Source organism: Streptosporangium sp. NPDC000509, assembly GCF_042898365.1.
Taxonomy (GTDB): domain Bacteria; phylum Actinomycetota; class Actinomycetes; order Streptosporangiales; family Streptosporangiaceae; genus Streptosporangium.
In genome coordinates this window covers 68,085-93,311 of sequence record NZ_JBIAYX010000017.1, presented here as the reverse complement: position 1 = coordinate 93,311, position 25,227 = coordinate 68,085, and the positions used below count along the sequence as shown (strand labels likewise).

Sequence of the window (25,227 nt, the reverse complement as noted above, 5' to 3'; positions counted from 1 at the left end):
TGGGGCGTCAGATCCAGCCGGGGCGGACGAGGCCGGATTCGTAGGCGATGACGACCAGCTGGGCGCGGTCGCGGGCGTGGAGTTTCATCATGGTCCGGCTGATGTGGGTCTTGGCGGTGGCCGGGCTCAGGAAGAGTTTGCCCGCGATCTCGTCGTTGGTCATGCCGGTGCCGACCAGGGCGAGGACCTCGCGCTCGCGGTCGGTGAGCAGGTCGAGGTCGCGGGCGTGGCGCGGCTCCTTGGCCCGGCTCGCGTACTCGGCGATCAGGCGACGGGTCACGCCGGGGGAGAGCAGGGCGTCGCCGGCGGCCACCACCCGGACGGCCTGGATGAGCTCGGCCGGTTCGGTGTCCTTGACGAGGAAGCCGCTGGCGCCGCCCCGGAGGGCCTCGAAGACGTACTCGTCCAGTTCGAAGGTCGTGAGGATGATGATCTTCGGTCCCGCGGGCATCTCCCGGGTGGCGGTCAGTCCGTCCATGCCGGGCATGCGGATGTCCATCAGGACCACGTCCGGCTCGTGCTCGGCGGCGAGCCGCAGGGCCTGGGCCCCGTCGGAGGCCTCGGCCACCACGGTCATCCCCGGCTGCGCGTCCAGCAGGGCACGGAACCCCGCCCTGACGAGGGCCTGGTCGTCGGCGAGAACAATCTTGATCATCGGGATTCCTCCGGGATCGGCAGCAGGGCCTCGACGCGGAAGCCCCGGCCGTGGTGCGTGGCGGTGAGCGTTCCCCCGAGCGCCGATGCCCGCTCCCGCATGCCGGGAACGCCGTTCCCGCTGCCCAGGCTCTCCCCGGGGGCGTCGCCGCCCGAGTCGGTGACCTGGACGGTGAGCGCGTGGGGAGCGTAGTCGAGCACGATCGTGACCGAGGCGCCGGGAGCGTGCCGGGTGACGTTGGTGAGGGCCTCCTGCACGATGCGGTACCCGGCCCGGTCGACGCCGGGAGGCAGCGGCCCGGCCTCGCCGACGATCTTCTTGGTGACCGGCAGCCCGCTGCGCTCGATGAGCTCGTCGAGCCGGTCCAGCCCGGCGGTGGGGGAACGGGGGGCGCCGTCGCGCAGGACGTTGAGCACCGACCGCATCTCGGTCAGCACGTCCTTGGACGCCTGCTTGATCGTGGTGAGCGCGGTCCGCGCCTGCTCGGGGTGATCGTCGATGAGGTGCAGCGCGGTGGACGCCTGCACGTGGATGAGGGAGATGTTGTGCGCGAGGACGTCGTGCAGCTCCTGGGCCATGGTGAGCCGCTCCTCGCTGGCCCGCCGCCGTAGCTCCTCCTGCTCCACCCGCGCGTGCTCGGCCTGCCGCTCCCTCCTGGCCCGGGAGACCTCGGCGGCCACCACCGCGAGGCCCATCAGCGCGGCCACCGCGAGATCGTGAAACCAGCCGGTCGTACGAACGGGGGCGAACCAGGACGTATAAACCACGAAGAACACGTAGGCCAGGCCCCATATCGACCAGGCCACCCGCCGGTGCCCGGTGACCACGGCGGTGTGGAACGCGATGATCGGACTGAGGAAGACCGGCCCGTAGGAGTAGCCGAGGCCGATGAAGATCACTGTGGAGCCCGCCGCGACGGCCAGGCTGAGCACCGGACGGCGCCGGCGTACGATCAGGACCAGCGGCCCGGCCAGCAGGAGCACCCAGCCCAGCGGGTCGAGCGGGATCCTGAGTATGCCGGGGTCGTGGACCTGCCACCACTGCACACCGCGGGTGACCACGCCCTGGAAGACCCCCACGAGCAGCGGGAGCAGCAACTCGGCCCAGCGGGGTTTGACGTGCACGCTCAGCACTGTACGTGCGCCCACAGGCAGGGCGCGTCCATCCCGTGAGGCATGAGGCGATACATCCCCTGCGGTAGGGAAGGGGCTGACAAGTCTTACGGGCTGAGTCAAGCTGTCTGCGGGAGGTCATCATGATCAATCGTCGAGTCGCCGCCCCCCTGGCGGGGGTCCTGGTGGGAAGTTCCTTACTGCTCGTCCAACCCGCCGCCGCCTCTCCACAGGCGTCACCGGTACGGCCGGGTGCGGAGAAGAAACCCGTCGCGGAGGGGTACGGGGGCGCGGTCTCGACCGTCGACCTCGACGCCAGCAAGGTCGCGCTGGGCGTGCTGCGCCAGGGCGGCAACGCCATGGACGCGGCGGTCGCCGCCGCGGCCGCCCTGGGGGTGACCGAGCCCTACTCGGCCGGGCTGGCCGGGGGCGGGTTCATCGTCTACTACGACGCGCGCCACAAGAAGGTCCACACGATCGACGGCAGGGAGACCGCTCCGAAGGCGATGGGGCCGACCTCTCTGGAGGGCATCCCGTTCGAGGAGGCCGTGACCAGCGGGCTGTCCGCGGGGGTGCCCGGCAGCGTGGCCCAGTGGGAGCTGGCGCTGCGCAAATTCGGCACGCTCTCGCTGAAGCAGGCGCTGAAACCCGCGACCGAGCTCGCCTCCAAGGGATTCAAGGTCGACCAGACCTTCTACGACCAGACAGCCGCGAACGCCGCCCGTTTCAAGGACTTCACCTCCACCGCCAAGCTCTACCTGCCGAACGGCGCCCCGCCGCCGGTCGGTTCCACCTTCCGCAACCCCGAGCTGGCCGAGACCTACCGCAAACTCGGTAAGCAGGGCGGCGGGTGGCTGTACGGCGGCTCCCTGGGCGCCGAGGTCGTGGCCACCGTGAAGAAGCCGCCGGTCACCCCGGGCTCCACCCGTAACGTGCGGCCGGGGCTGATGGAGCTGGCCGACCTCAAGGCCTACCGGGCGCTCGAACGGCCGCCCACGAAGGTGACGTACAAGGGCATGGACGTGTACGGCATGGCGCCGCCGTCCTCGGGAGGCTCGACGGTCGGCGAGGCGCTCAACATCCTCCAGGTCCTGCCGAAGGTCGGTGAGCACGAGTATCTGGAGGCATCCAGGCTCTCCTTCGCAGACCGGGGCAAGTACGTCGGCGACATCCCGGGCGTCCCGCTCCAGGAGCTGCTCTCCGACGGGTTCGCCAAGGAACGCGCCTGCCTGATCGGCGAGCGGGCGCTGACGAGCCCGGTCGCGCCCGGTAACCCCGACGGGACGTACGGGCCGTGCGCGCCCGCTCCCTCGGCGGAGGCCACCCCGTCGGCCCCCGAAGGGCCGGAGACCACGCACCTGGTGGTCACCGACCGGTGGAACAACGTGGTCGCCTACAACATCACCATCGAGTCGACCGGCGGCAACGGCATCGTCGTCCCCGGCCGGGGTTTCCTGCTCAACAACGAGCTGACCGACTTCACCTTCGGCCCGGCCCCCGGCGACCCGAACCTGCCCGCCCCGGGCAAGCGGCCCCGTTCCTCGATGGCGCCGACGATCGTGCTGGACGACGGCAGGCCACTGCTCGCGCTGGGTTCCCCCGGCGGTTCGACGATCATCACCACCGTGCTGCAGATCCTGGTCAACCGCTGGGACCTCGGCATGTCGCTCCCCGAGGCGCTCGCCGCGCCCCGGGCCACCCAGCGCAACACCCCTCAGACCCAGGCGGAGCAGGCATACATCGACCGCTACGGCGCCGAACTCACCGAACGGGGCCACAGCCTCGTACTGAACCCCGAGATCGGCGCGGCCACCGCGGTCGAGTTCCTGCGGAACGGGAAACTCCAGGCGGTGGCGGAGCCGACCCGTCGCGGCGGAGGCAGCGCGCTGGTGGTGAACGAGCGCAGATAGGGTTCCCGTACTCGCGGCGGCACGTACGGTGACGGCGCGAACGGATAACGGATCCGGCGGCGTGGTCTCGGCCGCGCCGCCGGGGACGCCGAAGGGCGTCGGCGGGACGTCTAAGGACGTCCAGGGACGTTCGGGAACGCGAAAAGCGCCGAGGGCGATGCCTTCGGCGCTGCGGACTCCCCGGTCGTCAGAGCAGCAGGTACGCGGCCACGGCGACGACGACCAGCACCCCGACCACCACCGCCGCCGTGATCGGCAGGACGAGCGACCGCTTCTCAGGGGCGGCCTCGGGGTCCTTACGCTGGGCGAACGCGCGGAACGCCTGGGTGTTGCCCGCGGGGTCAATCTGCTGAGGATCAGACATGGAGATGACTGTAGCGATACGGGATACCTCCCAACACTGATTTGTCCACTTTCACGAGACGGATTCCGCTGCCTGACCGGGGGCCGAGAGCTGGGGGACCGGGGCGTCGGCCCCGGGCGGATCGGGGAGACGTCCGCCGGTCGGCGGGACCGGGGGCGGACCGCCGATCCCGGGCGGATCGGGACGGCCACCCGGCGACCGGTGGGGAACGGGCACTGGGGCCGGGTCGCCGACTGGGGGGATCGGGTCGGAAGCCTGGTGCCCGGCTGAGAACGGGTGCTGAGGGCCGGACCGCCGACCGGGGCGGATAGCGTGGTGTCATGCTCCGGATCCTGTTCTCCGCCCGCGTGGTGGTGCTCCACCTGCTCGCGGTCGGGGCCCTCGTCGTGTGCGGGCTGCTGGGCAGGTGGCAGCTCGGCGTCTTCGAGGATTCCGGCATGCCCCAGTCGCTGCGGGATCCCGCCCCCGTGGCGGTCGCCACCCTCACCGCGCCGGGGAAGCACATGACGGCCGACGCGGTCAGCCGCCAGGTGACCGCCGAGGGGACCTTCGACGTCTCGAAGCAGCTCCTGGTGGCCGAGCGCGACGGGGGTCTGTGGCTGCTGGCCCCGCTGGACCTCGGCGACGGCACCTCCATCCCGGTCGTACGCGGCTGGGTGGCCACGGCGGGAGATCCCGCCGTCACGGCCCCTGCCGAGGGGCGGGTGACCCTCAGCGGGCGCCTGCGGCCCTCGGAGTCCACCGACAGCGTCCAGCGCCGGACCAGGCAGCTGCCGCCGGGGCAGGTGCTGACCGTGTCGTCGGCCGAACTGGTCAACCTCTGGCGGGGTACGAAGCTGCGCGACGGTTTCGTGATCGCCACCGCCCAGTCACCGGCTCCCGCGGTCGCGGCCAGGCCGGTGAGCGCCCCTCCGCCGACCGAGCCGGGCGGGCTCACCTGGCGCAACCTCGCCTACGCCGCCCAGTGGTGGATCTTCGGGCTTTTCGCGGTCTTCATGTGGTGGCATTTCGTTCGTGACGCGCTGCGCGGCGGCACGCGGAAGATCGACGCCACTCCCACCGCCCCTGAGGCCGACACCGCCACTGACACCGACACCGGATCCGGTGCCGGTCCCGACTCCGCCTCCGACGCCGGGATCGCCCCCGGCCCGGGGGCCGCCCACGAGGGCGGCGCCGGTGGAGAGCCGGAGACGCCCGCCCTACCGGCCCGTACCGCCCCGTGAACCGAACCCCAAGACCGAGGTAACCGACCGTGGAATCCGCTCTCAAGCCCTTTCGCATCCTGGCCTACATCGTCGGCGTGATGCTGCTCATCCTGGTCACCTGCATCGTGCTCAGGTACGGCTTCGGTATCGAGGAGCCCTCGAAGATCGTCTCTCCGATCCACGGCTTCCTTTACATGCTCTATCTCGTGGCCACGATGAACCTGGGCATGAAGGCACGCTGGACGTGGCAGTACATCCTCGGGGTGATGCTCGCGGGCACCGTGCCGCTGCTCTCGTTCGTGTTCGAGCGCAGGGTGACCCGCCGGGTGGAGTCGGAGCTCGCGACCGCCGCCGCCACCGCCTGACCGATCCGGGCCGGGGCCGGAGGCGGGTCACGGTGCGTCCGACCGGGACCAGGTCAGGTCCGGAAGCGGGCCACCCGGCCCGCGCCGGGTTCGAAGACGGGCTCGCGAGATGCGTCTGAACGGCCCGGCCCGGCCCGGAGGCGGTGTGTGGGGTGCGTCTGAACGGCCCGGCCTGGAGGGGGGTCTGTGAGGCGCGCCTGAACGGCCCGGCTCGGAAACGGGATCGCGAGGCCGGGCCGTGCGGGGGGCGTCCCGCGTCAGCGGCCGAGCCCCCGGCGACGCGAACGCTTGAGACGCTCGCGCTGAGACGGGTCGAGCATCAGATAGCCGACGACCGGGGCGGCGACGACGCCCAGGAGGATCAGCAGCGTCAGGAAACCTGGCAGGAACAGCCACGACAGGAACACCACTGCTCCGGCGCCGATCGCGTACTTCTGGACGGGCGACATCCTCAACATCCTCCGAACGCGGGGCGGACGCCCCGTCTGTAGTTCATTGTGCGTCGCCCGTCCAACGTGTGAACCCATCGCCGTGGTTCCAGCCGAGATATATCGCGATTTTCCCGGTGATGGCCGTCCCCTGCCGCAGGTGTGGCAGGAGGGCGTACCGGGCTGTCCAGGCGGCGCCGGGTTGGTAGTTTGGCGGTTTCGCCGGGAACGAGAGTGAACATGTTCCACCGGAAACCGACATGATCATGCTCGTAGGTGCCGGGTTCGGCGACGGGCACCACCGCAGGAGTGACGACCGGACGGGCTCGACCATGCTCGCCGGCGGCGAGAACGATCACGCGACCATGTGGAGGACAGGCTGTGGACGGCACTGAGCGGGAGCCGGCGCGAGGCGAGCTCAGTGCGATCGGGCAGGCACTGGCGATCCTGGGAGACCGGTGGGTGCTGCTGATCCTGCAGCGGGCGTTCCTGCTGCGGATCCGGACCTTCGCCGGCTGGCACGAGGCGCTGGGCATCTCCGAGTCGGTTCTCGCCGCCAGGCTCAGGGAACTGGTCGACCACGGCATCTTCGAGCTGTCGGCGTACCGCAGCGGTCGCACCCGCTACGAGTATCGGCTGACGGAGCGCGGGCTCCGGTTGTGGGCCCTGCTGGTGGCGATCCACGCGTGGGAGCGAGACTGGGTCGAGCCGAAACGGCGCCCGCCGCTGCTGCACGAGCAGTGCGGTCAGGACGCCAGGCCGCACCTCGGGTGCGGTTCCTGCCTGCGGCCGATGAGTGCCCGCGACACCCGGACCGAGCCGGGCCCGCTCGCCACGTTCTCCCGGATCGGGACACCGCGACGGCACCGCCGCACGGTCCGCGCCGACACCCCGATCGACCTGATCGGCTACTACACGACGTCGATGGAGATCCTCGGCGACCGGTGGAGCACCAGCGTCCTGGCCGGGGCGTTCCTCGGCATCCGCCGGTTCGTCGACTTCCAGTCCGGCCTCGGCGTCGCGCCCTCGGTGCTCACCGACCGGCTGCGCCGCTTCGTCGAACTGCGCGTCTTCGACGCCCGGCCCGACGGCTCGTACCGGCTCACGGACAAAGGACTCGCCTTCTTCGAGGTCTTCGCCTTCCTCGTCGACTGGGCCCAGCGCGAGTTCCCCGCCCCCGAGGGCTCGGCCCTGTCGATCACCCACGCGTTCTGTGGCGCCGCGTTCCAGCCGGTCCTGCTGTGCAGGGCGTGCGACCGACCGCTCCAGCGACGCGAGGTGCGCTTCATCCTCCCCGATGACCCGATGACGACGCTTGAGGGTTCGCTACCCGGGTGACGGCGCTCGGAGGTTCACGACCGGAGGGACGGCGCTCGGGGGTTCGCTACCCGGAGGGCGTCTCCCGGACGCGGAGTGAGTCGACCGTCCAGCGGGCCGCCTGGAGGGCTCCGGCGCTGCCCCTGCCATCGGTGTCCGGAACGGTGAACCGGTGGTACTGCAGCGCCGTCACGATGTTTCCCACACGGATGACGATCACCGAGTTGACGCTCGAATGACCGTTGCTGATCTGGTAGGCGTAGGCCTCGTCGCCGAGCCCCGGCACATCGGCGAGAGCGCTCACGGTCCGCGTGTCCTTCACGTCCTGTGCGTGGAGGCGAAGGTATCTCGCGTGCGCGAGCGTCGCCTTCGATTCACGGACGACGGTGATCTTCAGCGTGTTCCTGAGACTGCCGGGCGCGGTCGTGTCAGCCGCCTGCCACTCGCACGTCGCCTTCTCTCTCGACGGGGAGGGCGCGAGGTAGAGGCGGCCCGCCTGCTCCTCCGAGATCAGGGAGCACGGGTCAGGAGCCTTCGCGAAGAAGGTGGGCAGCGGCGCCGGAGCCGCGTTCGTCGGCTGGGACGCGGGACGGGACCAGAGCCAGAACGCCGTACCGCCGCCGGCCAGGAGGACCAGCGCGGCGGCCACGACGATCAGGAGGGGGCGGCGTGATCCGGCGGGCCGGGGGGTGAGTCCCCGCAGGATCGTGCGGGCGGTGTCGGCGTCCGGGCGGTGGGCCGGGTCGGCCGTGAGCAGACTCTCCACCAGCGGGGCGAGCGGGCCGGAGGTCGCCGCGCCGGTGCCCCCCGAGGCGGGGCCGGATTCGACGAGGTCCCCCAGGGGAGAGGCCGGGACGGTGCCGTCCGCCGGGCGCGGGCCGGTGTCCGGCACCTGTCCCTCGACGGCGGTGAACAGGAGGGCGCCCAGGTCGCGCAGCTCGTCGGTGGTGTCGAAGATGGCGAAGCCGGTGACCACGACCCTGCCGTCAGGGGTGAGAAGCACGCTCTCCGGGCCTGCCAGAAGGTGAACACCGCGCTCGTGGGCGGCGGTCTGCGCGTCCAGTACGCGCAGCCCGACCTCGGCCGTCCGCTCGGAGGTGAGCGGCCCCTCGGCCCGGACGGTCTGCAGCACCGAGCGGCCCTCGACCGACTCCAGGATCAGCCAGACCTGGTCGGGGAAGGAGACGACGTCGTGCAGGGTGATGACGTTCGGGTGCCTGAGGTCCGCCGCGGCGCGGATCCTGGCGAGAAGGCCGTCGCGCTGCGGGCCGGGTGGCGGGAGCGCCATCCCGGTGACCGTGACGTCGCGCTGGAGCAGTTCGTCGCGGGAACGCCAGGTGGTTCCTGCGCGGTCGCGGCGCTCCAGCAACCGATAGCGACCGGCCAGCAGGTTCGGGTCGCTCATACCGGTTCCTCGGGTGCGCTGGTGTCGAACCGCGCCGGTCGCCCGAGGGCCGCCGGGGGAAACACGGGACGAGGGCGCTCAGTCAAGGTTGTTCAGCTTCTCGGCGACCTGGCGGGCGGCGCGAAGGGCCTGCCGGCGCATTTCGGCGTTCGGGCGCTCGCCCTTCTGTGACACGTCGACCTCGATCAGCAGGTTGCTGATCCGGAAACGAACCGTGGAGTGGACCCGGTCCAGCGCGGTCACGTCGAAGGCGAAGGCCTCCGCGCCCACCCGATCGGCCTTCCTGACGGCACCGGTCGCGCCGAGAGGGCCTTCTCCCTTGTCGGCGATGGTCCTGGTGCGTTCGGAGACGAAGAACTCGTGGGCCACCTCCGGGGCGGCCTTCGCGTTCACGGGGGCCTTGCGGGTGAGTGAGACCCGCAACCAGTGCGCTTCCGACGGCCCACCCCAGCCGCAGGAGGACCCCTCTTCCGCCCGCGTGGTCGTCGCGGGCTCGGGGGTCGCGCCGGGCGCCACGGCCCGGCTTTGGGAGTCCGCCAGCAGCGAGCAGGCGTCGGGCGCGGTGGCGAACCGTCCGGCGCCGGTCGTGGGCGACGGGGTCGCGGGCGCTTCGGAGTCGTTCGACGTCATCAGGACCACCGCCCCGGTCGCGGCGAGCGCCACCGTGGCGAGCGCGGCCCCGGTGATCAGGGCGGTACGGCGGGGCTTGGCCACCCGCCTTCCCGGCACGGTCTCCTGCGTGGAGAGGGGCGGGGCGGGCGGGCCGGGGGAGACCGGGGAGAGCGGCTGCGGAGGCAGTCCCTGGGAGATCTGCCGCAGGGCCGTGCGCAGTCCCGCCTCCCCCGGGCGCAGTCGGGGATCCTTGGACAGGGCCGCCATGAGCACCGGAGTCAGATCCCCCGCCCTGCGGGGCGGTGGCACCTCCTGGGTGAGGATCGCGCCGATGGTCGCGGCCGGGGTGTCGCGACGGAAGGGACTCCGGCCCTCGACGGCCGTGTACAGGGTCGCCGCGAGGGACCACAGGTCGGTGGCCGGGCCGTCGTCGGTGCCGCGCAGCCGCTCGGGGGCCATGTAGCCGGGGGAGCCGATCAGCGCGTCCGGGGAGGTGAGCTGGACGTCCCCCTCCAGGACGGCGATGCCGAAGTCGGTCAGCAGCACCCCGCCGTCCACGGCGAGCATGATGTTCGCCGGTTTCACGTCGCGGTGCACGATGCCCCGGCTGTGTGCGAGGGCGAGCGCGTCCAGCACGGCCAGGCCGATCACGGCCGCTCGCCGGGGCGGGAGCGGCCCCTCGGCCTGGATCGCCTGTTCCAGCGAACGGCCCTTGACCAGGTCCATCACGATCCACGGGCGGCCGTCCTGCGCGACGACGTCGTGTACGGCCACGATGGACGGGTGCCCCAGCCGAGCGGCGGCACGCGCCTCGCGCAGGGTGCGTTCCCGCGCCTCGACGCGTTGCGCCTCGGGCAGGTGCGGGCCGAGCTTGACCTCCTTGATCGCGACCTCGCGGTGGAGCAGCTCGTCGCGGGCCCGCCACACGACGCCCATCCCGCCCGCGCCGAGCTTCTCCACGGCCCGGTAGCGACCCGCCAGTATCGGCAGCGGCCCCGCCATCCGATCAGTCATCGGTTTTCAGGGAGTCGTTGAGCCAGCGGGCCACCCGCAGCGCGCCTTCGGCGATCTTGCCGTCGGGGTCCTCCTTGACGCCGCCCCGCTCGTACTCGACCTCGGCGATCAGGTTGCTGACCCGGAAGACCACGGTCGCCTTGTAGGAGCCGTTGTACAGGTTGATGGCGTTGTACGTGCCCGAGGTGAACGCCTCCTCGCCGACGCCCCGCAGGTCCTTGGGCGGGAGGGGTTTGGGGGTGACGAACTGGCCCTTGTCGACGAGATCCTTCTTCTTGCCCGCCAGATACTCCCTCGCCCTCATGACCTCGGAACCGTCCTGCCTCTGGGCGATCAACCGGACGCGCAGGTCGTACTTCTCGACGTTGGGCTTGCGCCAGTCGTGCTGGTTGAGCCAGTTGCAGACGGAGTGCTCGACCTCCGAGCTCTTGTATCCCGGTACGACCTGGCTCACCTGGTCGTCGTCGAGCAGGCCGCAGGCCCGGGGAGCCGTGGCGAAGCGGCCCTTGGCGCCCGAGGGCTCGGCGGCGATGGTGTCGTCGGCGTTCGTGACGATCGAGGTGAGGAGGACGCCGATGGTGACCGCCATGCCGAAGAGCAGCGCGCCGGTGAGCGCGACGACGGGCCGGGGGACGAGCACCCCCGTCGTCCGCTCGGGAGGCTCCGTGGACGCGCCCGATGGTGTGGGAACGGGAAGGGGGGCCGGCTCACGCGAGGTGGGGGCGTCCTGCGGGTTCTGGTGGGGCGGTGTGGGAGCGGAGGGGAAGGGCGCGCCGGGGTGAGGCTGTCCCTGCTGGGGCGTGCCCTGGTGGGGCTGTCCCTGCGGGGGGAGGCCGGGGGCGGTCCGCTGCTGCGGTGAGGGCTGGTTCTGCGAGGGCTGGTTCTGCCAGGCGATCGGCGTGCCCGGAGAGGAGGAGAGCGCGACCTGCGGGGGGACGGGGGCGTCCTGCTGGGGAAGCTTCGCCGTGATGTCGGACATCTGCTCGGTGAGGGTCTTCCTGAAGGGCGCGGTCTCCTCTCCCGGGCGGGACGGGGCGGCCTCGTCCTCCTGCCTGCCCGCGACCCCGGGACCTCCGAGGGGCGCGGTCGCCTCGTACCTCTGCGGCCCTGTCGTGGTGGCCGCTCCCGGGGCCCCGGGAGCGGCGGGGCCCGGAGGGGGCGTCTGCCCGAAGGCCCCGGGGGTGAAGGGGATGGAAGGGGAGGAAACGGAAGAAGGGGGGCCGGAGGCTCCCGGCTCCGAGGTTCCCCCGACGAAACCTCCCGAGGTCGAAGGGAGCGCGCCGGTGGGAGGCGGCGCGGCCGGAGGTCCTGGACGGTACTGGGAGACCTCGATCAGGGCGCCGCGCAGGGTGACCGGGTCGGGCCGCTGGGAGGGGTCGGCCGCGAGCAGATGGAACAGGACAGGTGCGATCGGGCCCGCGTTGTCCAGGGAACCGCCGGGCGACGGCGGACGGCCCTCGACGGCGGTGTAGAGGGTCGCGCCGAGTGACCACAGGTCGGCGGCGGGGCTGGTCACCCCCTCGGGGGAGGTGAAGAGCGGGGACGGCAGGGACGGCGCGGAGAGGACGATCTGCTCGTACGGGCCGAGCAGCACCGAACCCGGCCGTACGTCGCCGTGGAGCATGCCCTGCCGGTGCGACACCACGAGCTGGTCCAGCACGGCCACCCCGACCACCGCGGCCTGCTGCGGGGACATCGGCCCGAACCGGGCGATCACCTGTTCCAGTGAGCTCTGTTCAAGCATCGGCGCGCCCTCGGCTCCGGCGATCCCGGGTCCCGGCGCGGTGGGAGCGGCGTGCGCGCCCGCGTGCCTGCCCTGCGTTCGAGGGACCTCTGGATGGTTCATCCGCTCGCTTTCTGCTTGTTCAAGGCGTTCGCGACCCATGTCGCGGTGGTGTGAGCGCCCGCCTGGATCGCCGGGCCGTCCTTGCTGCCGTCGACCACGGTGTAACCGACGTCGAGGACGAGGTTGTCCACGCGTACGACCACGTAGCTCTGCTCCAGCCTGCCTGTCTTGCGATTCTCGTAGACGTCGTAGCCGAACGCCTCGTCCCCGACGGGTTCCACCGCCATCGGCGCCGTACTGCGCGAGGAGCGGATACCGGCCTGGATCTCCGGCCAGCTCCAGGCGTTCTCCCCGCTCGGTATGACCTCATGGCGCCGGTTCACGAACAGCTCGTGGGCCTGCCGCGGGCTCTTGCCCCACTGGTCGGCACCGGAGGGACGCACCTCCAACCCCATGCCGCTGGTGGCCCACTGGCAGCCACCGTCGTTGGTCGGCTTGCCCTCGCCCGCCAGCGCGGGCAGCAGCTGCCTGGCCATGGAGCCGGGGACGAGCGCGCACACGTCCACCGGCGTGGCGAAGGCGCCGGGGCTCTCGCTGAGCCTGACCCGTTTCTCGGCGGCCGTGGGGTTCGAGGTGAGCAGGAACGTCACCCCGAAGGTGACCGCGACGACCACCGCGATCCCGGCCGTCTCGACGGCGGCCCACCGCGCCGTACGGCTCAGGCGCGACGTGGGCGGCAGTACGGAGACGGGGGCGGGAGACGGCGGGGGGACGGGTGGCGCGGCCGGTGTCCCGGTCGCCGTACGACCGGAGGCCAGCTCTCCCAGCGAGCGGGCGACGGACTCGAAGGACGGCCGGGTCTCGGGAACCGGGTCGAGCATGCGCGTCAGCAGCGCGCCCAGCTCGCCCGCGCGCTCCGGCGGCCTCGGCGGTTCGGTGAGCACCCGGCCGATCGCCGCGATGGGGCTCTCCGCGGGGTGTGGCGGCACCCCCTCGACGGCGAAGTAGAGCGTGGCGCCGAGGGACCACAGGTCGGAGGCGGGGCCGCCGCGCTCGCCGCGCAGCCGTTCCGGCGCGATGTAGTTGGGCGAGCCGACCAGATGGCCGGTCCGGCCCGAGGTGGCCTCGCCGTCGGCGACCGCGAACCCGAAGTCGGTGAGGACGGCCTTACCGGTCCTGGTGAGGAAGACGTTGCCGGGCTTGACGTCGTGGTGGACCACCCCGGCGGTGTGCGCGGCACCGAGCGCGCTGAGGATGCCCACGCCGATCCTCGCCACCTGGTGCGCGGGCAGCGGGCTCCGGTCGCGGACGGTCTGCTCCAGGGAGGTGCCCGACAGCAACTCCATGACGAGCCAGGGCTGATCCCGATCGATGATCACGTCGTGGACGGTCACGATCGAGGGGTGCTTGAGCCGGGCGGCGAGGTTCGCCTCGCGGAGCGCCGAGGCGAAGATCTCCTGTCGCCTGGCGGGATCGAGGTCAGGCGGGAGCCGTACCTCCTTCACCGCCACGTCGCGGCCAAGCGTCTCGTCGGTGGCGAGCCAGACCGTGCCCGCCCCGCCCTCGGCGAGAGGGTTCAGCAGCCGGTAACGGCCCGCCAGCACTCGAGTGTCGATCCCGTTCACCCCGTTCGCTCAACCCATCGCGGACAGCAACATAGTCACTTAGTGGCACATGAACCAATGAACAATGATTCCGCCCCATCCATCGCCCCGTGGCTTCTGTTCTCGTAGTGTTACGAGCATCCTCATGATGCCCCTGGGACACGACGGAACGGGAAGAGGGGAACCGTCTCCTGCGAGTTCTCCGAACGCCTGGAGATCGTCGAGACGCTGCTCCGACCCCCTGGGAAGATCCTCAAGCGGAGCCGGAGCGATCGGCGGCGACGGGCCGCGACCGGGGAGCGCGGGAGTTTCGAGCCGGTCTGAACCAGACCGGGCTGGGAGCCGAATCGAGTCGGGTCGAGAGCTGATCCGGGCCGGGTTGAGAGCCGGGTCGGACTGGAGCCGGGGTCAGTGGGAGTCGGACCACTGCTCGTGGGCGGTCCACAGCCGCTGCCAGAGCTTGGCGCGTTCCAGGGGGGTGACGTCGGGCAGGTGCAGACCGAAGACGTCGGCGAGGATCTGGAAGTAGTCGCGTTCGGTCCGCGCGGTCAGGGAGTGCTCGCGGTCGCCCCGACGGCTCAGGATCAGCCCTCGCATGACGTCGACGCCGCCCGCGTCGCGCCGCTGGATCGTGGCCACGCGGACGAAGCCCGACTCGGGCGAGGTTGAGAGGAACTCGTGCATCGCGGCGAACTCCCGCATCTCGGCGGGCGCGCCGCGAAAGTCCATGCCGAGGAAGTCGCCACGCGGGTCGTGGTCGAACCGCCACCCGCCGGGCTCCACCTCGGAGGGACGCAGGCCGTAGGTGAAGGGACCCTGCCGGTACGTGCCCTCGACGAGCGGGAGCGGGTCGTGGAGCGCGTCGCCCAGGCCCTGGTCGACGAGCCACCTCCCTTGAGGATTGCCCGGAGCCGGCAGCCCGGAGACCGTGAGCACGAGGTGGCCGCCGTCCACGTTCGCCGGGCCCTGGGCACGGCCCTGCACCCCGCCGCGATGCCGGGTCACCCGGTAGCCGAGCGCCTTCAGCAACTCGGAGAAGGCCCCGTTCAGGTGGTAGCAGTAGCCGCCACGGCCCCGGACGATCCGCGCCGCCGACTCCACCGGGTCGACGGTCGTCGGACGGCCCAGCCAGATCTCCATGCACTCGTACGGCACGCGCTCGACGTGTGCCCGGTGCAGCAGGTGCAGTGACTCCACGCTCGGAGGTCCGTCGACCTTCACGCCGATCCTGCGGAGGTACGCGGTGACATCGATCACCCTGTCACGTTAACGCCCAGGTGAGCGCGTACCTAGCCTCGGACGTGCGCTTTTCCGGGAATGGCATGCACTTTCCGAAAGGTTCGCCCGCGCGGACGCGTCCGGCTTATCCGATCGAGGTCGCGCCGGACACGTCGGTGGCCTGACCGCCTCCCCGCGAGAGGAACGGTCGGGTTGGGAGCGGCCACGGACGGGCCGCTCGGCGGAAGGCCGACGCGACCCGATGCCCGCTCGTCGGTTCAGCGTGCGTCGCCGGAATCCGCCCCGACCTCGGAGTCGATGAACCGAAGGACACGGGCGCCGACCAGGTCGGGTGCTTCCAGAGGAAGGCCATGGCCGACACCCGGCACGATCTCGGCGCGCGCACCGGGAATGAGCGTGCGTGCCCGCGACAGTGCTTTGCGAGGGTTGAGCAATGTGCTGCGCCCGGCGAGCAGGACGAGCGCCGGGACGCGGATCGAGCGCAGTTCGTCGTCGGTGAAGGGCCTGGCCGAGGGGCGGTAGGACGGACGGTACGTGCGCGTGCTCAGCATGATCGGCGCCATCAGCCGGGCCGGAGCGATCAGGGCGTGATTGGCCAGCACACGTGCGAACCAGGGGCGGCACCGGAGAGGGAGGGCCATCGCCACCAGGCCGCCGAGCATGGCGGCCATGAACCGGACGGGCACCTTCTGCAGGCCCCCGGGGTCGAGCGGGGTGATGGAGGCGAGGCGTCCGTCGCCGTACACGCCCTGGTTGAGCGTCAGCCAGCCGCCGTAGGACAGGCCGACCAGATGGACCCGGTCCAGGTCGAGCTCTTCCAGCACCTCGTTCAGCCAGGCGGCGTTGTCCCGGGAGTCCTTCACAACGGTGTGCTGGACGCTGCGGCCGGGGTCGTCGATGGTGTCGACGGCGTAGACGGGGTGGTGTGCGCCGAATGCCGCGATGAGGGGGTACCAGGTGGAGGAGTTCGCGCCGTGGCCGTGCAGCAGCACGATGGGCTCTCCCCGGCTCGCGCCGGCGCGATACACGCGCACGGTGCCGAAGCCGGTTTCGACATCGTACTCCTCTCGGAGGCCCGGCCACAGGTCCATGGCGTCCTCGTAGGCCCGGAGGAACCTTTCCTTCGCCTCGTCGTCGACGAAACGACCGACGGCCGTCCTGGTCATGGGCGCCCCTTTCGTTTTTGGTAGTACGATAGTACTACCAAAAGCCGTTGAGGGAGTGAGTCGCGTGCCGAAGCTGGCTGACCACGGTGAGCGTCGCGCCCAGATCATCGAGGCGCTCATGAGCATCGCCGGGAGCAAAGGGCTGCACGCGGTCACCATGCGCTCGGTCGCGGCGGAGGCGGGCTTCGCGGTGGCCGTCGTGCAGTACTACTTCGAGTCCAAGGAGAAAATGCTGCTGTTCGCCCTGCAACATCTCGCCGAGCGGCTGCAGGATCGTGTCGGGCGGCAGTTGGGCGCGGTCGGCGCGGACGCGAGCCCTCTGCGCGTCGTCGAAGCCGTCCTCGTCCAGGCGGTCCCCGCGGACGAGGAGAGTCGCATCTTCCACCTCGTGTGGACCACGTACGCCGTCCTGTCGGTGACGGATCCGGCACTGGCCGCCCAGCCCTTCCTCGCCGCCCCGGACCGGATGCAGACCTTCATCACCGACCGGCTGCGCGAAGCACAGGACGCCGGAGAGATCGACGCCGGTCTCGACCCGTGGAGCGAGGCGGCCGGGCTGCTCGCCATGTCGGCGGGCCTGGGCACCGGTGTCCTGCTCGGCCAGCACACCGCCGAGCAGGCCGTGCGCGTCCTGCGCTACCACCTCACCCGCATGACCCCGGGCCGCGAGGAAGACTGACGTGACGTTGAGGGCCTCGCCGCCGGGTGCGCAGAACCTTCACAATTCACCACAGGTCTTCTGCACGGCTCAGGTCTACGCTGCCGAGCATGGCAACCCCTCAGCAACGCCGTGTCCTCGTGGTCGAGGACGACGAGACGATCGCGCGGGCCGTACGCCACAGGCTGGCCGCCGAGGGCTTCGACGTGCAGGTCGTCGGGGACGGGCAGACCGCGCTCGCCGCCTACGCGAAGACGGGACCCGACGTGGTGGTGCTCGACCGGCTGCTGCCCGGCCTCGACGGGCTGGAGGTGTGCAGGAGGATGCAGGCCGCGAGGCCGGTACCGGTGCTCATGCTCACCGCGCTGGGAGAGGAGACCGACCTTCTCGTGGGGCTCGGGGTCGGAGCCGACGACTACATGGCCAAGCCGTTCAGCATGCGCGAGCTGGTCGCCCGGGTACACGCCCTGCTGCGCCGGGTCGAGCGGGCCTCCCAGCTGGCCGTGGCCGACACGGTCATCCGCCTCGCCGACGTCGAGATCGACACCGCCGAGCGCCGCGTCTACGTGCGGGGCACCGAGGCCCAGCTGACCAGGACCGAGTTCGACCTGCTGTGCCGCCTCGCCGAGCGCCCCGGCCAGGTCTTCGAGAGGGAACGGCTGCTCGCCGACATCTGGGGCTTCTCCGAGGCCGCGGCCACCCGTACGGTCGACAGCCACGTGCGGGCCCTGCGTCGCAAGCTCGGCCCCGGAGTCGTCCGTACCGTCCACGGCGTCGGCTACGCCCTCGTCAAACCGTGAACGGCCCTCCCGGTCCGCCGATCGCCGTTCACGGTCCGACAGGGGCGCCCGGCCGCGACCGCGTTTCCCCGTGGTGCCACGGAGCCACGCTCGACGGTGCCACGGACCCACGTTCGTGTACGGCCGCGAACGGGGACTTCCGCTCGCCTCCGAAACGGCGCTCGCGCCCGGAGGAGAACCGATCGCCCTCTCCGTCACTCAGACACTCATGTGCCCTTCCACTCCAACATCGGGACGCGCCGACCATTGAGACCTCTCGACTTCCTGGGCCGGATCAAGATAAAGCTCGGAATGGTGATCCTGCTGGCCGTGGTGACGGCGTTCGTCGTCAACGAGGTCGGCATCAACGCCGGCTACTCGCGCGACGTGCGCGTCGCGGTGGCCGTGGTGTTCGCGTTGATCATGGTGCAGCTGCTCGGGCGGGGGATGACCAAGCCGCTGCGCGAGATGGCCGCCGCCGCGCAGACCATCGCGAAGGGCCGGTACGGCCTGCGGGTCACCGCGTCCTCCCGTGACGAGGTCGGCGAGCTCGCCCGTGCCTTCAACGCGATGGCCGCCGACCTGGGGGAGGTGGACCGGCAGCGACGTGAGCTGGTGGCGAACGTCAGCCACGAACTCCGTACGCCGATCACCGCGCTCCGTGCGGTGCTGGAGAACGTGGTCGACGGGGTCTCAGAGCCCGATCCCGTCACTCTCGGCACCGCGCTCGCCCAGACCGAGCGGCTGGGCCGCCTGGTCGCGCAACTGCTCGACCTGTCCCGCCTGGAATCCGGGGCACGGCTCATCGAGCGCGAGGACGTCGAGCTGCGCCCGCTGTGCGAGCAGGCCCTGCGGGAGGCCGTGCTCGCGAGGGAGGGGGTGGTGGCGCGCTGCGAGGTCCCCGAGGGCCTGAGCCTGCGCGCCGATCCCGATTTGCTCGCGCAGGTCCTCGCCAACCTGCTGGACAACGCGGTGCGCCACAGCCCCGCGGGCGGGGCGGTGGTGCTGGCGGCCACGGCCAGGGGAGAGGGGGTCCGGCTGAGAGTGAGCGACCAGGGGCCGGGGATCGCGGTCGAGGACCGGGCGCGGGCGTTCGAGCGCTTCTCCCGCCTGGACGCGGGCCGGGCCGCCGACGACGGCGGCGCCGGGCTGGGCCTCGCCATCACCAAGGAGATCGTCGAACTCCACGGCGGCTCCATCCACGTCGACGACGGTGTCGGCTGCCACATCGTGGCCGACCTTCCTGAAAGGATCGAGATGAACCCCCCGTCCCTCCCCGGCAAGGACCCCCTCCCCTCGGGGGAGGACGCCGCCGCCCGGGGCGAGGAGCCTTCGAGCGAGGCTCCCGCGGAGCCCGCGGAACCTGCGGCTCTCGCGGCCTCCGCGCCGTCGGTCCCGCTCGTGGCCGGTACGCCGCCGGTCCCGTCCGAGACCTCCGCGCCGTCGCTTCCGTCCGCGGCCGGTACGCCGTCGGTCCCGGTCGTGGCCGCCACGTCGTCCGTCCCGCTCGTGGCGGGGCCGTCGTCCGGACGTCGCGAGGTCGTCGAGGTCGCCGCAGTCACCGGGGTCACCGGGACTCCCGTGTCCGACGAACCGGTGGAAGCCGGTCGCGCGTCCGGGGCCGACCAGGGTTCCGTGGCCGTCGAATCCAGGGAGCAGCCGGTCGAACCGGCGGAGAGCGGTCGCACGCCCGAAGTCCCTGAGACGGTCGCGGCCGGACAGGTGCCCGCTTCTCCGGGGCCGGGGCCGGGGCCGGGGCCGGGGTCGGAGTCGGAGTCGGAGTCGGGACCGAGGTCGGGGTCGGGACCGGCGCCTGCCGCCCTCGCCCCCGGAGCCGCCGCCCTGCCTCCTCCCGTACGACCCTCCCCGCAGCCGTACCCTCCACGACCCGTGCTCGCCAGGGACGGGAGCGCGCGTCAGCAGCCGGTCGTGACGCGGAACTGGCCGGGAGCGTTCGCCGGGGTCTTCCTCGGTGCCATCGCGGGGCTGGTGTGCGGTGTGATTGTGGGCATCGCGCTCGCGACCGTCGACGCCTTGCTCGCCGCTTTCGCCGGATCCGTCCTCTTCGCCATCGGCGCGTTCGTCGGCACGGTCATCGGCGCCACCACACCCACCAGCGATTTCCTGGCCTCCGTCGAACCGCTCCCGCACCGGCCTCCGGGACGGGAACCCGCCACGCGACGCGTCGCCGCAGGGGGCACAGGGGCTCCCCGGCGGGAAGGTGAGGCGCGGGCGGCGGGAGTCAGGGAAGGGGCGACGGGCTCATCGGCGGGCTCCCGGCCGGGCGGGGGGAGCGGTCCCAGGACTCCCGGAGAGTACAACGGTCCCGGAGCTCCGGGAGGGCACAACGGTCCTGGGGTTCCCGGAGGCTACGACGGTCCCGGAGCTCCGGGAGGATACAAGGCGCCGCCGGTCTTCCCCCGCCCCGAGCTGCCGGACACGCCCCGGTGGGTGCTTCCGGTGTCCGCCGCCGTCGGGCTGCTCGCCGCGGTCGCGGTGCCGTACAGCAGGGCCGGGCTGGGGCTCGTACTGGTGGCCGCGGCGATGGGGGCGGCGACGATCCCCGCGGTGCGCAGGAGGATCACCCCCTGGTCTGCGGGGATGGGGGCGGTCGCCTACGGGCTGGTCGCGACGGTGATGTTCAGGGACGCGGACTGGCTGGTCGGCATCCTTCTGCTGGCCGGGTTCCTGACGGCCGCGCTCGCTCTGTCGGGGGCCGGGCGCGGCTGGCTCGGGGTGATCAGGGGCGGCGCGTCGGTGATCCTGGGCCTGCTGCCGGTGCCGTGGTTCCTCGGGGCGAGGATGAAGGGCCTCGCGTCCCGTCGCCGGGTGATGCCCCTGCTGCTGGGGGGTGGGCTGACCGTCGTGCTGCTGGCGGTGTTCGGGGCGCTGTTCGTCTCGGCGGACGCGGTCTTCGCCGAGGCCGTCGAGCGGGTGTTCAGCGCGCAGGAGTGGGCGGAGTCGCTGCCGCTGCGCATCTTCCTCTTCGTCGTCTTCGCGTGCGTGGTCGCCTCCGCCGTGCTGGTCGGGCTGCGACCCGTGGCCGAGCCGAAGGCCCCCGACCTGAAGGTCACGGTCGGCCGTGGTCTCTGGGTGACCCCCCTGACGGCGCTCAACCTGCTGTTCGCCACGTTCGTGGGGATGCAGCTCACCGTGCTGTTCGGCTCCACCCGGTGGGTGGTCTCCGCCACCGGGCTGACCTACGCGGAGTACGCGCGTTCCGGGTTCTTCCAGCTCGTCGTCGTCAGCGTGTTCGTCCTCGCGATCGTCGCGGTCGCCTCGGGGACGCTGGATCTTAAGGGTTCCGACCGCTGGCTGATGGCCGGACTGCTCGGCGTGCTGTGCGTGCTCACCCTGGTGATCCTGTTCTCCGCGCTGCACCGCCTGGACCTGTACGCGGACGCCTACGGGCTTTCCCGGCTGCGGGCCTCGGTGTCGGCGACGGTGCTGTGGCTGGGCGGGGTCTTCGCACTGGTCCTCGCCGCGGGCGCGGCCCGGCTCACCGGGCGCGGGCACGCACGCTGGCTGCCCAGGACCCTGGTGCTGATGACGAGCGTCTCTCTGCTGGCGTTCGCGGTGTGGAACCCCGACCTGCGGGTCGCGGAGACCCAGATCGCCGTACGGGGTGTGGACCGGATCGACCTCGAATACCTGGGCGACCTCGGCGCGGAGGCCGTGCCCGCCCTGGACCGGCTGCCCGAGCCGTCTCGTAGTTGCGTCCTGCGGGACGTGGTCGCGGCCAACGACCTCGCCGGACCCGATTCGTGGAACGGCTGGAACCTGGCCCGCCGCGAGGCGAGGGAACTGCTGGCTCAGCGGCCGGTGCTCAGCACGGTTTCCTGCCCGCAGACGATCTCCCGCCTGGAGATCCCCGACCAAGACTGAACGACGGCCGCGCTCACTTCGTCTCCGCGCCTTCCGGGTCGCCGGCGAGCGTGCGCGCGGCCGCCGCGTCGTCCTCGCTCCAGCCCCAGTGGCCGTCGCGTTCCCCGGTCTGCTCGTCGATCCACCGGTTGTGGGCCTCCCACGCGGCCTGCTTGCTGGTCCCCAGCGCGGCACCGATCTGCGACCACGAGGCACCTGCCCGGCGGGCGGAGCGTACGGAGAGCTGACGTCCGTAGCCCGCCTTCCGCGCGATCACCTCGCCCAGCGCGAGGAGCTCCAGCGCCTCACCCCGGGTCAAGGGTTCGGCGCCGGGGTCGAGCGGCGCGAGCTCGGCGTCGTCCTCGTCGGCCGGTGCGGTCAGGGCCTCCCGGGTGCGTAGCGCGTCGTAGCGCGCGGTCGCGGTCAGCAGCGTGAACTGACGTTCAAGATCCTCTGGAGTCGCCATGGGTCGAGTATTTCGTCATGCTGCCTTGACGTCAAGGAGGCTTGACGTCAAGGCAGCATGACGTTAGTTGGCGGCTCTCTTGGGAGTCATGTGAGAGGGCCGTCGTGCCCGTTCATCAGAAGTGGCCGATGCTGGCTGAACTGGAGGTGAGGGCCCAGCGGTGGAGCGTGGTCCTCTCGGCCTCGCGCATCTGGGTCCTCAGCCCTTCGGCGGTTCGGTCGCAGATGATCAGCGGCTCGGGGACGGGCCAGGTGGCGATGGCGTGGAAGAGGCGACTGCTGGTGCCGTACAGCACGGCCCAGCCCGGCTGGGTGATCTCCAGCATCGCGGCTTGAGCGCGGGCCTCGTGGTCCCAGGTGTAGTGCGGGACCGAAATGACAGCCTGGCCGTCGCGGTGGCGGCCTCGGGCGGCGGACAGACAGCGGCGGATCATGAGATCACCTGCCCGGCCTGCGCCTCCCGTGCGATAGCCTCCTGCCGTTCGGTCTCGGCCCGCAGGGCCTCCAGGTTGTCGGCGTCGACGGTTCGCTCGGCACCGGCGTGGAAGGCGACCGAAGGGAAGGGCTCCTCCCGGCTGGCCCACAGCCGCCCGGCATCACTGAGAATCAACCGCCAGCCGGGGATGGTGGATTCAGGGTCGGTGGATTTGGCCTTGTTCACTGATTGGACCTCCATCCGATAATGGGCTTGTCCGATCGTTCGCAGTGATGGACGAGCCCGTTTTTCATGAGGTGGGCAAAGACGCGGAGGGGATGCCGTACGGGCTGGATGGCCAGTACGAAGGCGAGGTGACCGCTGAGCGCTTTCGGATCCCGCCTGTTTGAATTCTCTGTCCATCACACGCGGTAAACCTGTGCATCGGTAGGTGGTGCTGGGGGAAAATAAAGGGATCGACATTTCCCCTCGGTCCGAGGTGCGTGATGAAAAAACTTCCAGTATGGGCTGTTCGACTCCGCGAAGAGCGGTGTGCCCGGTTTTGGTCGCAAAAGGAGATGGCCAAGCGCCTGGCCGAAGCGGCTGACGAGTGGACCCGCGAGCGCCTCCCGGTCAGGGAGTCGCTGGTGCGATCGATCAAGGGGTGGGAAGCGGGGAAACACCGGCCCAGGGAGCCTTATCTCACGCTGTACTGCCGGGTGTTTGGTTTCAGTCAAACCGAATTGTTTGAGGATAACGCCCCTATTCGTCCAGACGCATCGGCATCACTGGGCATCGAGACGCTTGATCCATTTGTCGTAGACGGTCGACCGGCCGACGCGGAGTATGTGATGACGCTCCGGACCACCGGGCAGGCGCTTGTCGCATTGGACACCGCGTACGGGGGAAACGAGATCTTCCCCCTCGCAGTGCGGGTCTTCCGGACTGCCAGTGCCAAACTCGCCGCGGGAAACTTCACCGCGACCGTTGAGCGAGACCTCGAAGCCGCTGCCGGAGAGGCCGGAGAGATCGCCGCATGGCAGGCCCATGACGCCGATCGGCAGGATGTCTCACGTCAGATCATCCACGAGGCGATGATGCTCTCCCGTCTCGCGGGAGATCGCAGCATGGAACTGCTGGAACTGGCTCACCTCTCGATGCTGTCCCAGTTTCAGCGTCGCCCGCACGAGACGTTGCGGATCGCCGACGACGTGCTCGCCGGTGGTGACCTCCCGCCTCGTGTCGAAGCGATATTCCAGGTGCGGCGAGGTCGGGCGCTCGCCGCACTGGGTGACGGGACGCGGGGGTTCGAAGCGCTCCATCGGGCCCGGTCCGCGCTCGCCGAGAGCATCGGCACTCGTGATCCGTACTGGTCGTGGTGGATGGACGAGGCCGAGTTGGCCGGGCATCAGGGGATGGCCTACGCGGAGCTGGGCGAGTGGGGCAAGGCTGTCACACCGCTTACGGAGGCTTACGAGCATCACCTGACGCGGGGACGTTCTCGCTATAACTGCGGGGCCCAACTGCTCAACGGCCTCGTACACGCACAAGCGTGGCAGGAGGCCGAGCCGGTCATCGTGGAGGTGATGGCACAGGCGAGCGAGATCGCCTCGGCACGTACGGTCAACCTGCTGCTCCGTGTCGCCGACCGCATCGAGCTCGCGGGAACGGGGCCGACATCAACGTTGGCGGACTCGGCCCAGGACCTGCGCCGTGTGCTGACCAGCGCGTAAGGCTCACGAACGAAACCCGCGTGGCACTTTGTCGAATTTCTAAGTTTGTTGTTTAACCTCCGAGCCGCGTATTTGTTGCGGTAGGCCATGTGAGGCGGCATATCGGGCTGTAACGGCTCGGATGCTGGACGCGAAAGCGGCCACCGCCTCATCGTCGAGTCACCAAGACATCACGATGAAGGCGGTGGCCGTGAGGCCCACGCTGACACGCGCTGTGATATGCAGCCCAGACACGCACTAGAAAGATCTCCGTACCGAAACCCTGGCGAAGCTGTCAGGCTTCCGCAGCGAGTTCTACGCCTGTCTGACCACTCGGGCCGATGGGCTACACCCATGCAGGTTCCCGCAAGTTACCGACCGGTACGGCCGGGTTTTGGGTCTACCGGGTCTCGATGGCGTTGCAGCCAGCCACAAGAGGATTCCCAGTGATCCGAACGATCCTTGACACGAATGCGGCGGATCATCGTCGTCTGGAAGGAGACAGTGGTGAGGGTAAGCAAGGGGTCACTGGCCATCGGCGCGGTGCTGGGGCTGGTCGTCGGCGGATCGGGGATCGCCGTCGCGGGAGCGGCGGACACCGGCGAGGTGATCACAGCGTGCGTGAGTACGAACGGGGCGGTACGGATCCCGCCGGCCTCCCCCTCGCCCGGCGAGACCATGCTCGCCCCCGCTCCCACCACTACGGCGTCCCCTGGCAGGTGCCTGGCCACTGAGCGGCAGATCTCCTGGAACCAGTCGGGCCCCGCCGGTCCAGCTGGGCCGGCGGGCGACAGCGGCCCGGCCGGCCCCAAGGGAGAAGTGGGTATCTCCGGGCTGGAGGTAGTCACGCGCGACGTCACGTTCCCTGCCGGTGCACAGAGAAGCGCCACAATCACCTGCCCGGAAGGCAAAGTGCCCATTAGCGGAGGGTACGCGTATGGGCGTGCCGACCACTGGTACCTTGAGGACAACATGGCGGTGGGCTACCTGGGCTTGAGCAAGGACCAAGACGGCAAACTGGAAAACACCTGGGGCTATCGGGCCAGCAATCACAACACCTGGCCGGTCACGGTCCGCACGACCGCTCTGTGTGCGATCCTGCCCTGAACCAGTGGCGGGCGTTTGCGCGGCCCGCGCTAGTAGGGGCATGAC

Annotated in this window: 22 protein-coding genes; 9 read left to right on the top strand and 13 right to left on the bottom strand. The window is 70.8% G+C overall.

Going from position 1 to position 25,227, the window contains the following annotated elements:
• Positions 1–7: 7 nt before the first annotated feature.
• Both ACFY3D_RS29150 and ACFY3D_RS29145 read right to left on the bottom strand, forming a co-directional pair.
• Positions 8–655 (bottom strand): response regulator, encoded by a 648-nt coding sequence (locus ACFY3D_RS29150; RefSeq protein ID WP_389985064.1) that lies wholly within the window; start codon positions 653–655, stop codon positions 8–10.
• Positions 652–1,779, bottom strand: coding sequence for a sensor histidine kinase (locus tag ACFY3D_RS29145; protein ID WP_389985061.1), 1,128 nt, complete (start codon positions 1,777–1,779; stop codon positions 652–654). Before ACFY3D_RS29145 ends, ACFY3D_RS29150 begins: the two co-directional genes overlap by 4 nt.
• Positions 1,780–1,910: 131 nt before the next feature.
• On the opposite strand from ACFY3D_RS29145, the gene ACFY3D_RS29140 reads away from it, so the two are divergent.
• Complete coding sequence (locus tag ACFY3D_RS29140) at positions 1,911–3,677, top strand: gamma-glutamyltransferase family protein (protein WP_389985058.1); 1,767 nt, start codon at positions 1,911–1,913, stop codon at positions 3,675–3,677.
• Between the two features lie 187 nt (positions 3,678–3,864).
• Here ACFY3D_RS29140 and ACFY3D_RS29135 read toward each other — a convergent pair whose 3' ends face one another.
• Positions 3,865–4,041 carry a hypothetical protein gene (locus ACFY3D_RS29135; protein WP_350946585.1) on the bottom strand — a complete coding sequence of 59 codons (177 nt, stop codon included), beginning with the start codon at positions 4,039–4,041 and terminating at the stop codon, positions 3,865–3,867.
• Positions 4,042–4,361: 320 nt separating this feature from the next.
• Here ACFY3D_RS29135 and ACFY3D_RS29130 point away from each other — a divergent pair, with 320 nt between their 5' ends.
• Both ACFY3D_RS29130 and ACFY3D_RS29125 read left to right on the top strand, forming a co-directional pair.
• Positions 4,362–5,264, top strand: coding sequence for an SURF1 family protein (locus ACFY3D_RS29130; RefSeq protein ID WP_389985055.1), 903 nt, complete (start codon positions 4,362–4,364; stop codon positions 5,262–5,264).
• A 29-nt stretch (positions 5,265–5,293) separates the two neighbouring features.
• Positions 5,294–5,611, top strand: a complete 318-nt coding sequence (locus ACFY3D_RS29125) for a DUF3817 domain-containing protein (protein ID WP_350946587.1) — start codon at positions 5,294–5,296, stop codon at positions 5,609–5,611.
• A gap of 257 nt (positions 5,612–5,868) precedes the next feature.
• Here ACFY3D_RS29125 and ACFY3D_RS29120 read toward each other — a convergent pair whose 3' ends face one another.
• Positions 5,869–6,060, bottom strand: a complete 192-nt coding sequence (locus tag ACFY3D_RS29120; protein WP_350946588.1) for a hypothetical protein — start codon at positions 6,058–6,060, stop codon at positions 5,869–5,871.
• A gap of 360 nt (positions 6,061–6,420) precedes the next feature.
• Here ACFY3D_RS29120 and ACFY3D_RS29115 point away from each other — a divergent pair, with 360 nt between their 5' ends.
• Complete coding sequence (locus ACFY3D_RS29115; protein WP_389985052.1) at positions 6,421–7,377, top strand: winged helix-turn-helix transcriptional regulator; 957 nt, start codon at positions 6,421–6,423, stop codon at positions 7,375–7,377.
• A gap of 46 nt (positions 7,378–7,423) precedes the next feature.
• Here ACFY3D_RS29115 and ACFY3D_RS29110 read toward each other — a convergent pair whose 3' ends face one another.
• The 6 genes from ACFY3D_RS29110 to ACFY3D_RS29085 form a co-directional block, all read right to left on the bottom strand.
• Positions 7,424–8,761: a hypothetical protein gene (locus tag ACFY3D_RS29110; RefSeq protein ID WP_389985049.1), complete on the bottom strand. Its 1,338-nt coding sequence runs from the start codon at positions 8,759–8,761 to the stop codon at positions 7,424–7,426.
• 78 nt (positions 8,762–8,839) lie between these two features.
• Positions 8,840–10,387 (bottom strand): serine/threonine-protein kinase, encoded by a 1,548-nt coding sequence (locus ACFY3D_RS29105; protein ID WP_389985046.1) that lies wholly within the window; start codon positions 10,385–10,387, stop codon positions 8,840–8,842.
• The gene (locus tag ACFY3D_RS29100) at positions 10,380–12,233 is read right to left on the bottom strand and encodes a hypothetical protein (RefSeq protein ID WP_389985043.1); all 1,854 of its coding nucleotides are present in this window, start codon (positions 12,231–12,233) and stop codon (positions 10,380–10,382) included. The genes ACFY3D_RS29105 and ACFY3D_RS29100 overlap by 8 nt, the downstream gene beginning before the upstream one ends.
• Positions 12,230–13,798 carry a serine/threonine-protein kinase gene (locus ACFY3D_RS29095; RefSeq protein ID WP_389985040.1) on the bottom strand — a complete coding sequence of 523 codons (1,569 nt, stop codon included), beginning with the start codon at positions 13,796–13,798 and terminating at the stop codon, positions 12,230–12,232. The genes ACFY3D_RS29100 and ACFY3D_RS29095 overlap by 4 nt, the downstream gene beginning before the upstream one ends.
• Before the next feature lie 387 nt (positions 13,799–14,185).
• On the bottom strand, positions 14,186–15,034 hold the full coding sequence (locus ACFY3D_RS29090; protein WP_389985037.1) for an arylamine N-acetyltransferase: 849 nt from the start codon (positions 15,032–15,034) through the stop codon (positions 14,186–14,188).
• A gap of 239 nt (positions 15,035–15,273) precedes the next feature.
• Positions 15,274–16,182 (bottom strand): alpha/beta fold hydrolase, encoded by a 909-nt coding sequence (locus tag ACFY3D_RS29085; protein WP_389985034.1) that lies wholly within the window; start codon positions 16,180–16,182, stop codon positions 15,274–15,276.
• 64 nt (positions 16,183–16,246) lie between these two features.
• On the opposite strand from ACFY3D_RS29085, the gene ACFY3D_RS29080 reads away from it, so the two are divergent.
• The 3 genes from ACFY3D_RS29080 to ACFY3D_RS29070 all read left to right on the top strand — a co-directional run bounded on the left by ACFY3D_RS29080 (position 16,247) and on the right by ACFY3D_RS29070 (position 21,504).
• Entirely contained in the window at positions 16,247–16,861 is a 615-nt protein-coding gene (locus tag ACFY3D_RS29080) for a TetR/AcrR family transcriptional regulator (protein WP_389985031.1), read from the top strand.
• A gap of 89 nt (positions 16,862–16,950) precedes the next feature.
• On the top strand, positions 16,951–17,640 hold the full coding sequence (locus ACFY3D_RS29075; protein WP_386201565.1) for a response regulator transcription factor: 690 nt from the start codon (positions 16,951–16,953) through the stop codon (positions 17,638–17,640).
• A 246-nt stretch (positions 17,641–17,886) separates the two neighbouring features.
• The gene (locus ACFY3D_RS29070) at positions 17,887–21,504 is read left to right on the top strand and encodes a DUF4153 domain-containing protein (protein ID WP_389985027.1); all 3,618 of its coding nucleotides are present in this window, start codon (positions 17,887–17,889) and stop codon (positions 21,502–21,504) included.
• Between the two features lie 13 nt (positions 21,505–21,517).
• On the opposite strand, the gene ACFY3D_RS29065 is transcribed toward ACFY3D_RS29070, so the two are convergent.
• The 3 genes from ACFY3D_RS29065 to ACFY3D_RS29055 all read right to left on the bottom strand — a co-directional run bounded on the left by ACFY3D_RS29065 (position 21,518) and on the right by ACFY3D_RS29055 (position 22,609).
• On the bottom strand, positions 21,518–21,949 hold the full coding sequence (locus ACFY3D_RS29065; RefSeq protein ID WP_389985024.1) for a hypothetical protein: 432 nt from the start codon (positions 21,947–21,949) through the stop codon (positions 21,518–21,520).
• A gap of 115 nt (positions 21,950–22,064) precedes the next feature.
• The gene (locus ACFY3D_RS29060; RefSeq protein ID WP_389985021.1) at positions 22,065–22,382 is read right to left on the bottom strand and encodes a hypothetical protein; all 318 of its coding nucleotides are present in this window, start codon (positions 22,380–22,382) and stop codon (positions 22,065–22,067) included.
• Positions 22,379–22,609, bottom strand: coding sequence for a hypothetical protein (locus ACFY3D_RS29055; protein ID WP_362919966.1), 231 nt, complete (start codon positions 22,607–22,609; stop codon positions 22,379–22,381). The genes ACFY3D_RS29060 and ACFY3D_RS29055 overlap by 4 nt, the downstream gene beginning before the upstream one ends.
• Before the next feature lie 332 nt (positions 22,610–22,941).
• Between ACFY3D_RS29055 and ACFY3D_RS29050 the strand changes: the two genes are divergently transcribed.
• Together ACFY3D_RS29050 and ACFY3D_RS29045 are read left to right on the top strand one after the other, a co-directional pair.
• The gene (locus ACFY3D_RS29050) at positions 22,942–24,096 is read left to right on the top strand and encodes a hypothetical protein (RefSeq protein WP_389985018.1); all 1,155 of its coding nucleotides are present in this window, start codon (positions 22,942–22,944) and stop codon (positions 24,094–24,096) included.
• Positions 24,097–24,582: 486 nt separating this feature from the next.
• Positions 24,583–25,182 (top strand): hypothetical protein, encoded by a 600-nt coding sequence (locus ACFY3D_RS29045; RefSeq protein ID WP_389985015.1) that lies wholly within the window; start codon positions 24,583–24,585, stop codon positions 25,180–25,182.
• Positions 25,183–25,227: the final 45 nt, after the last annotated feature.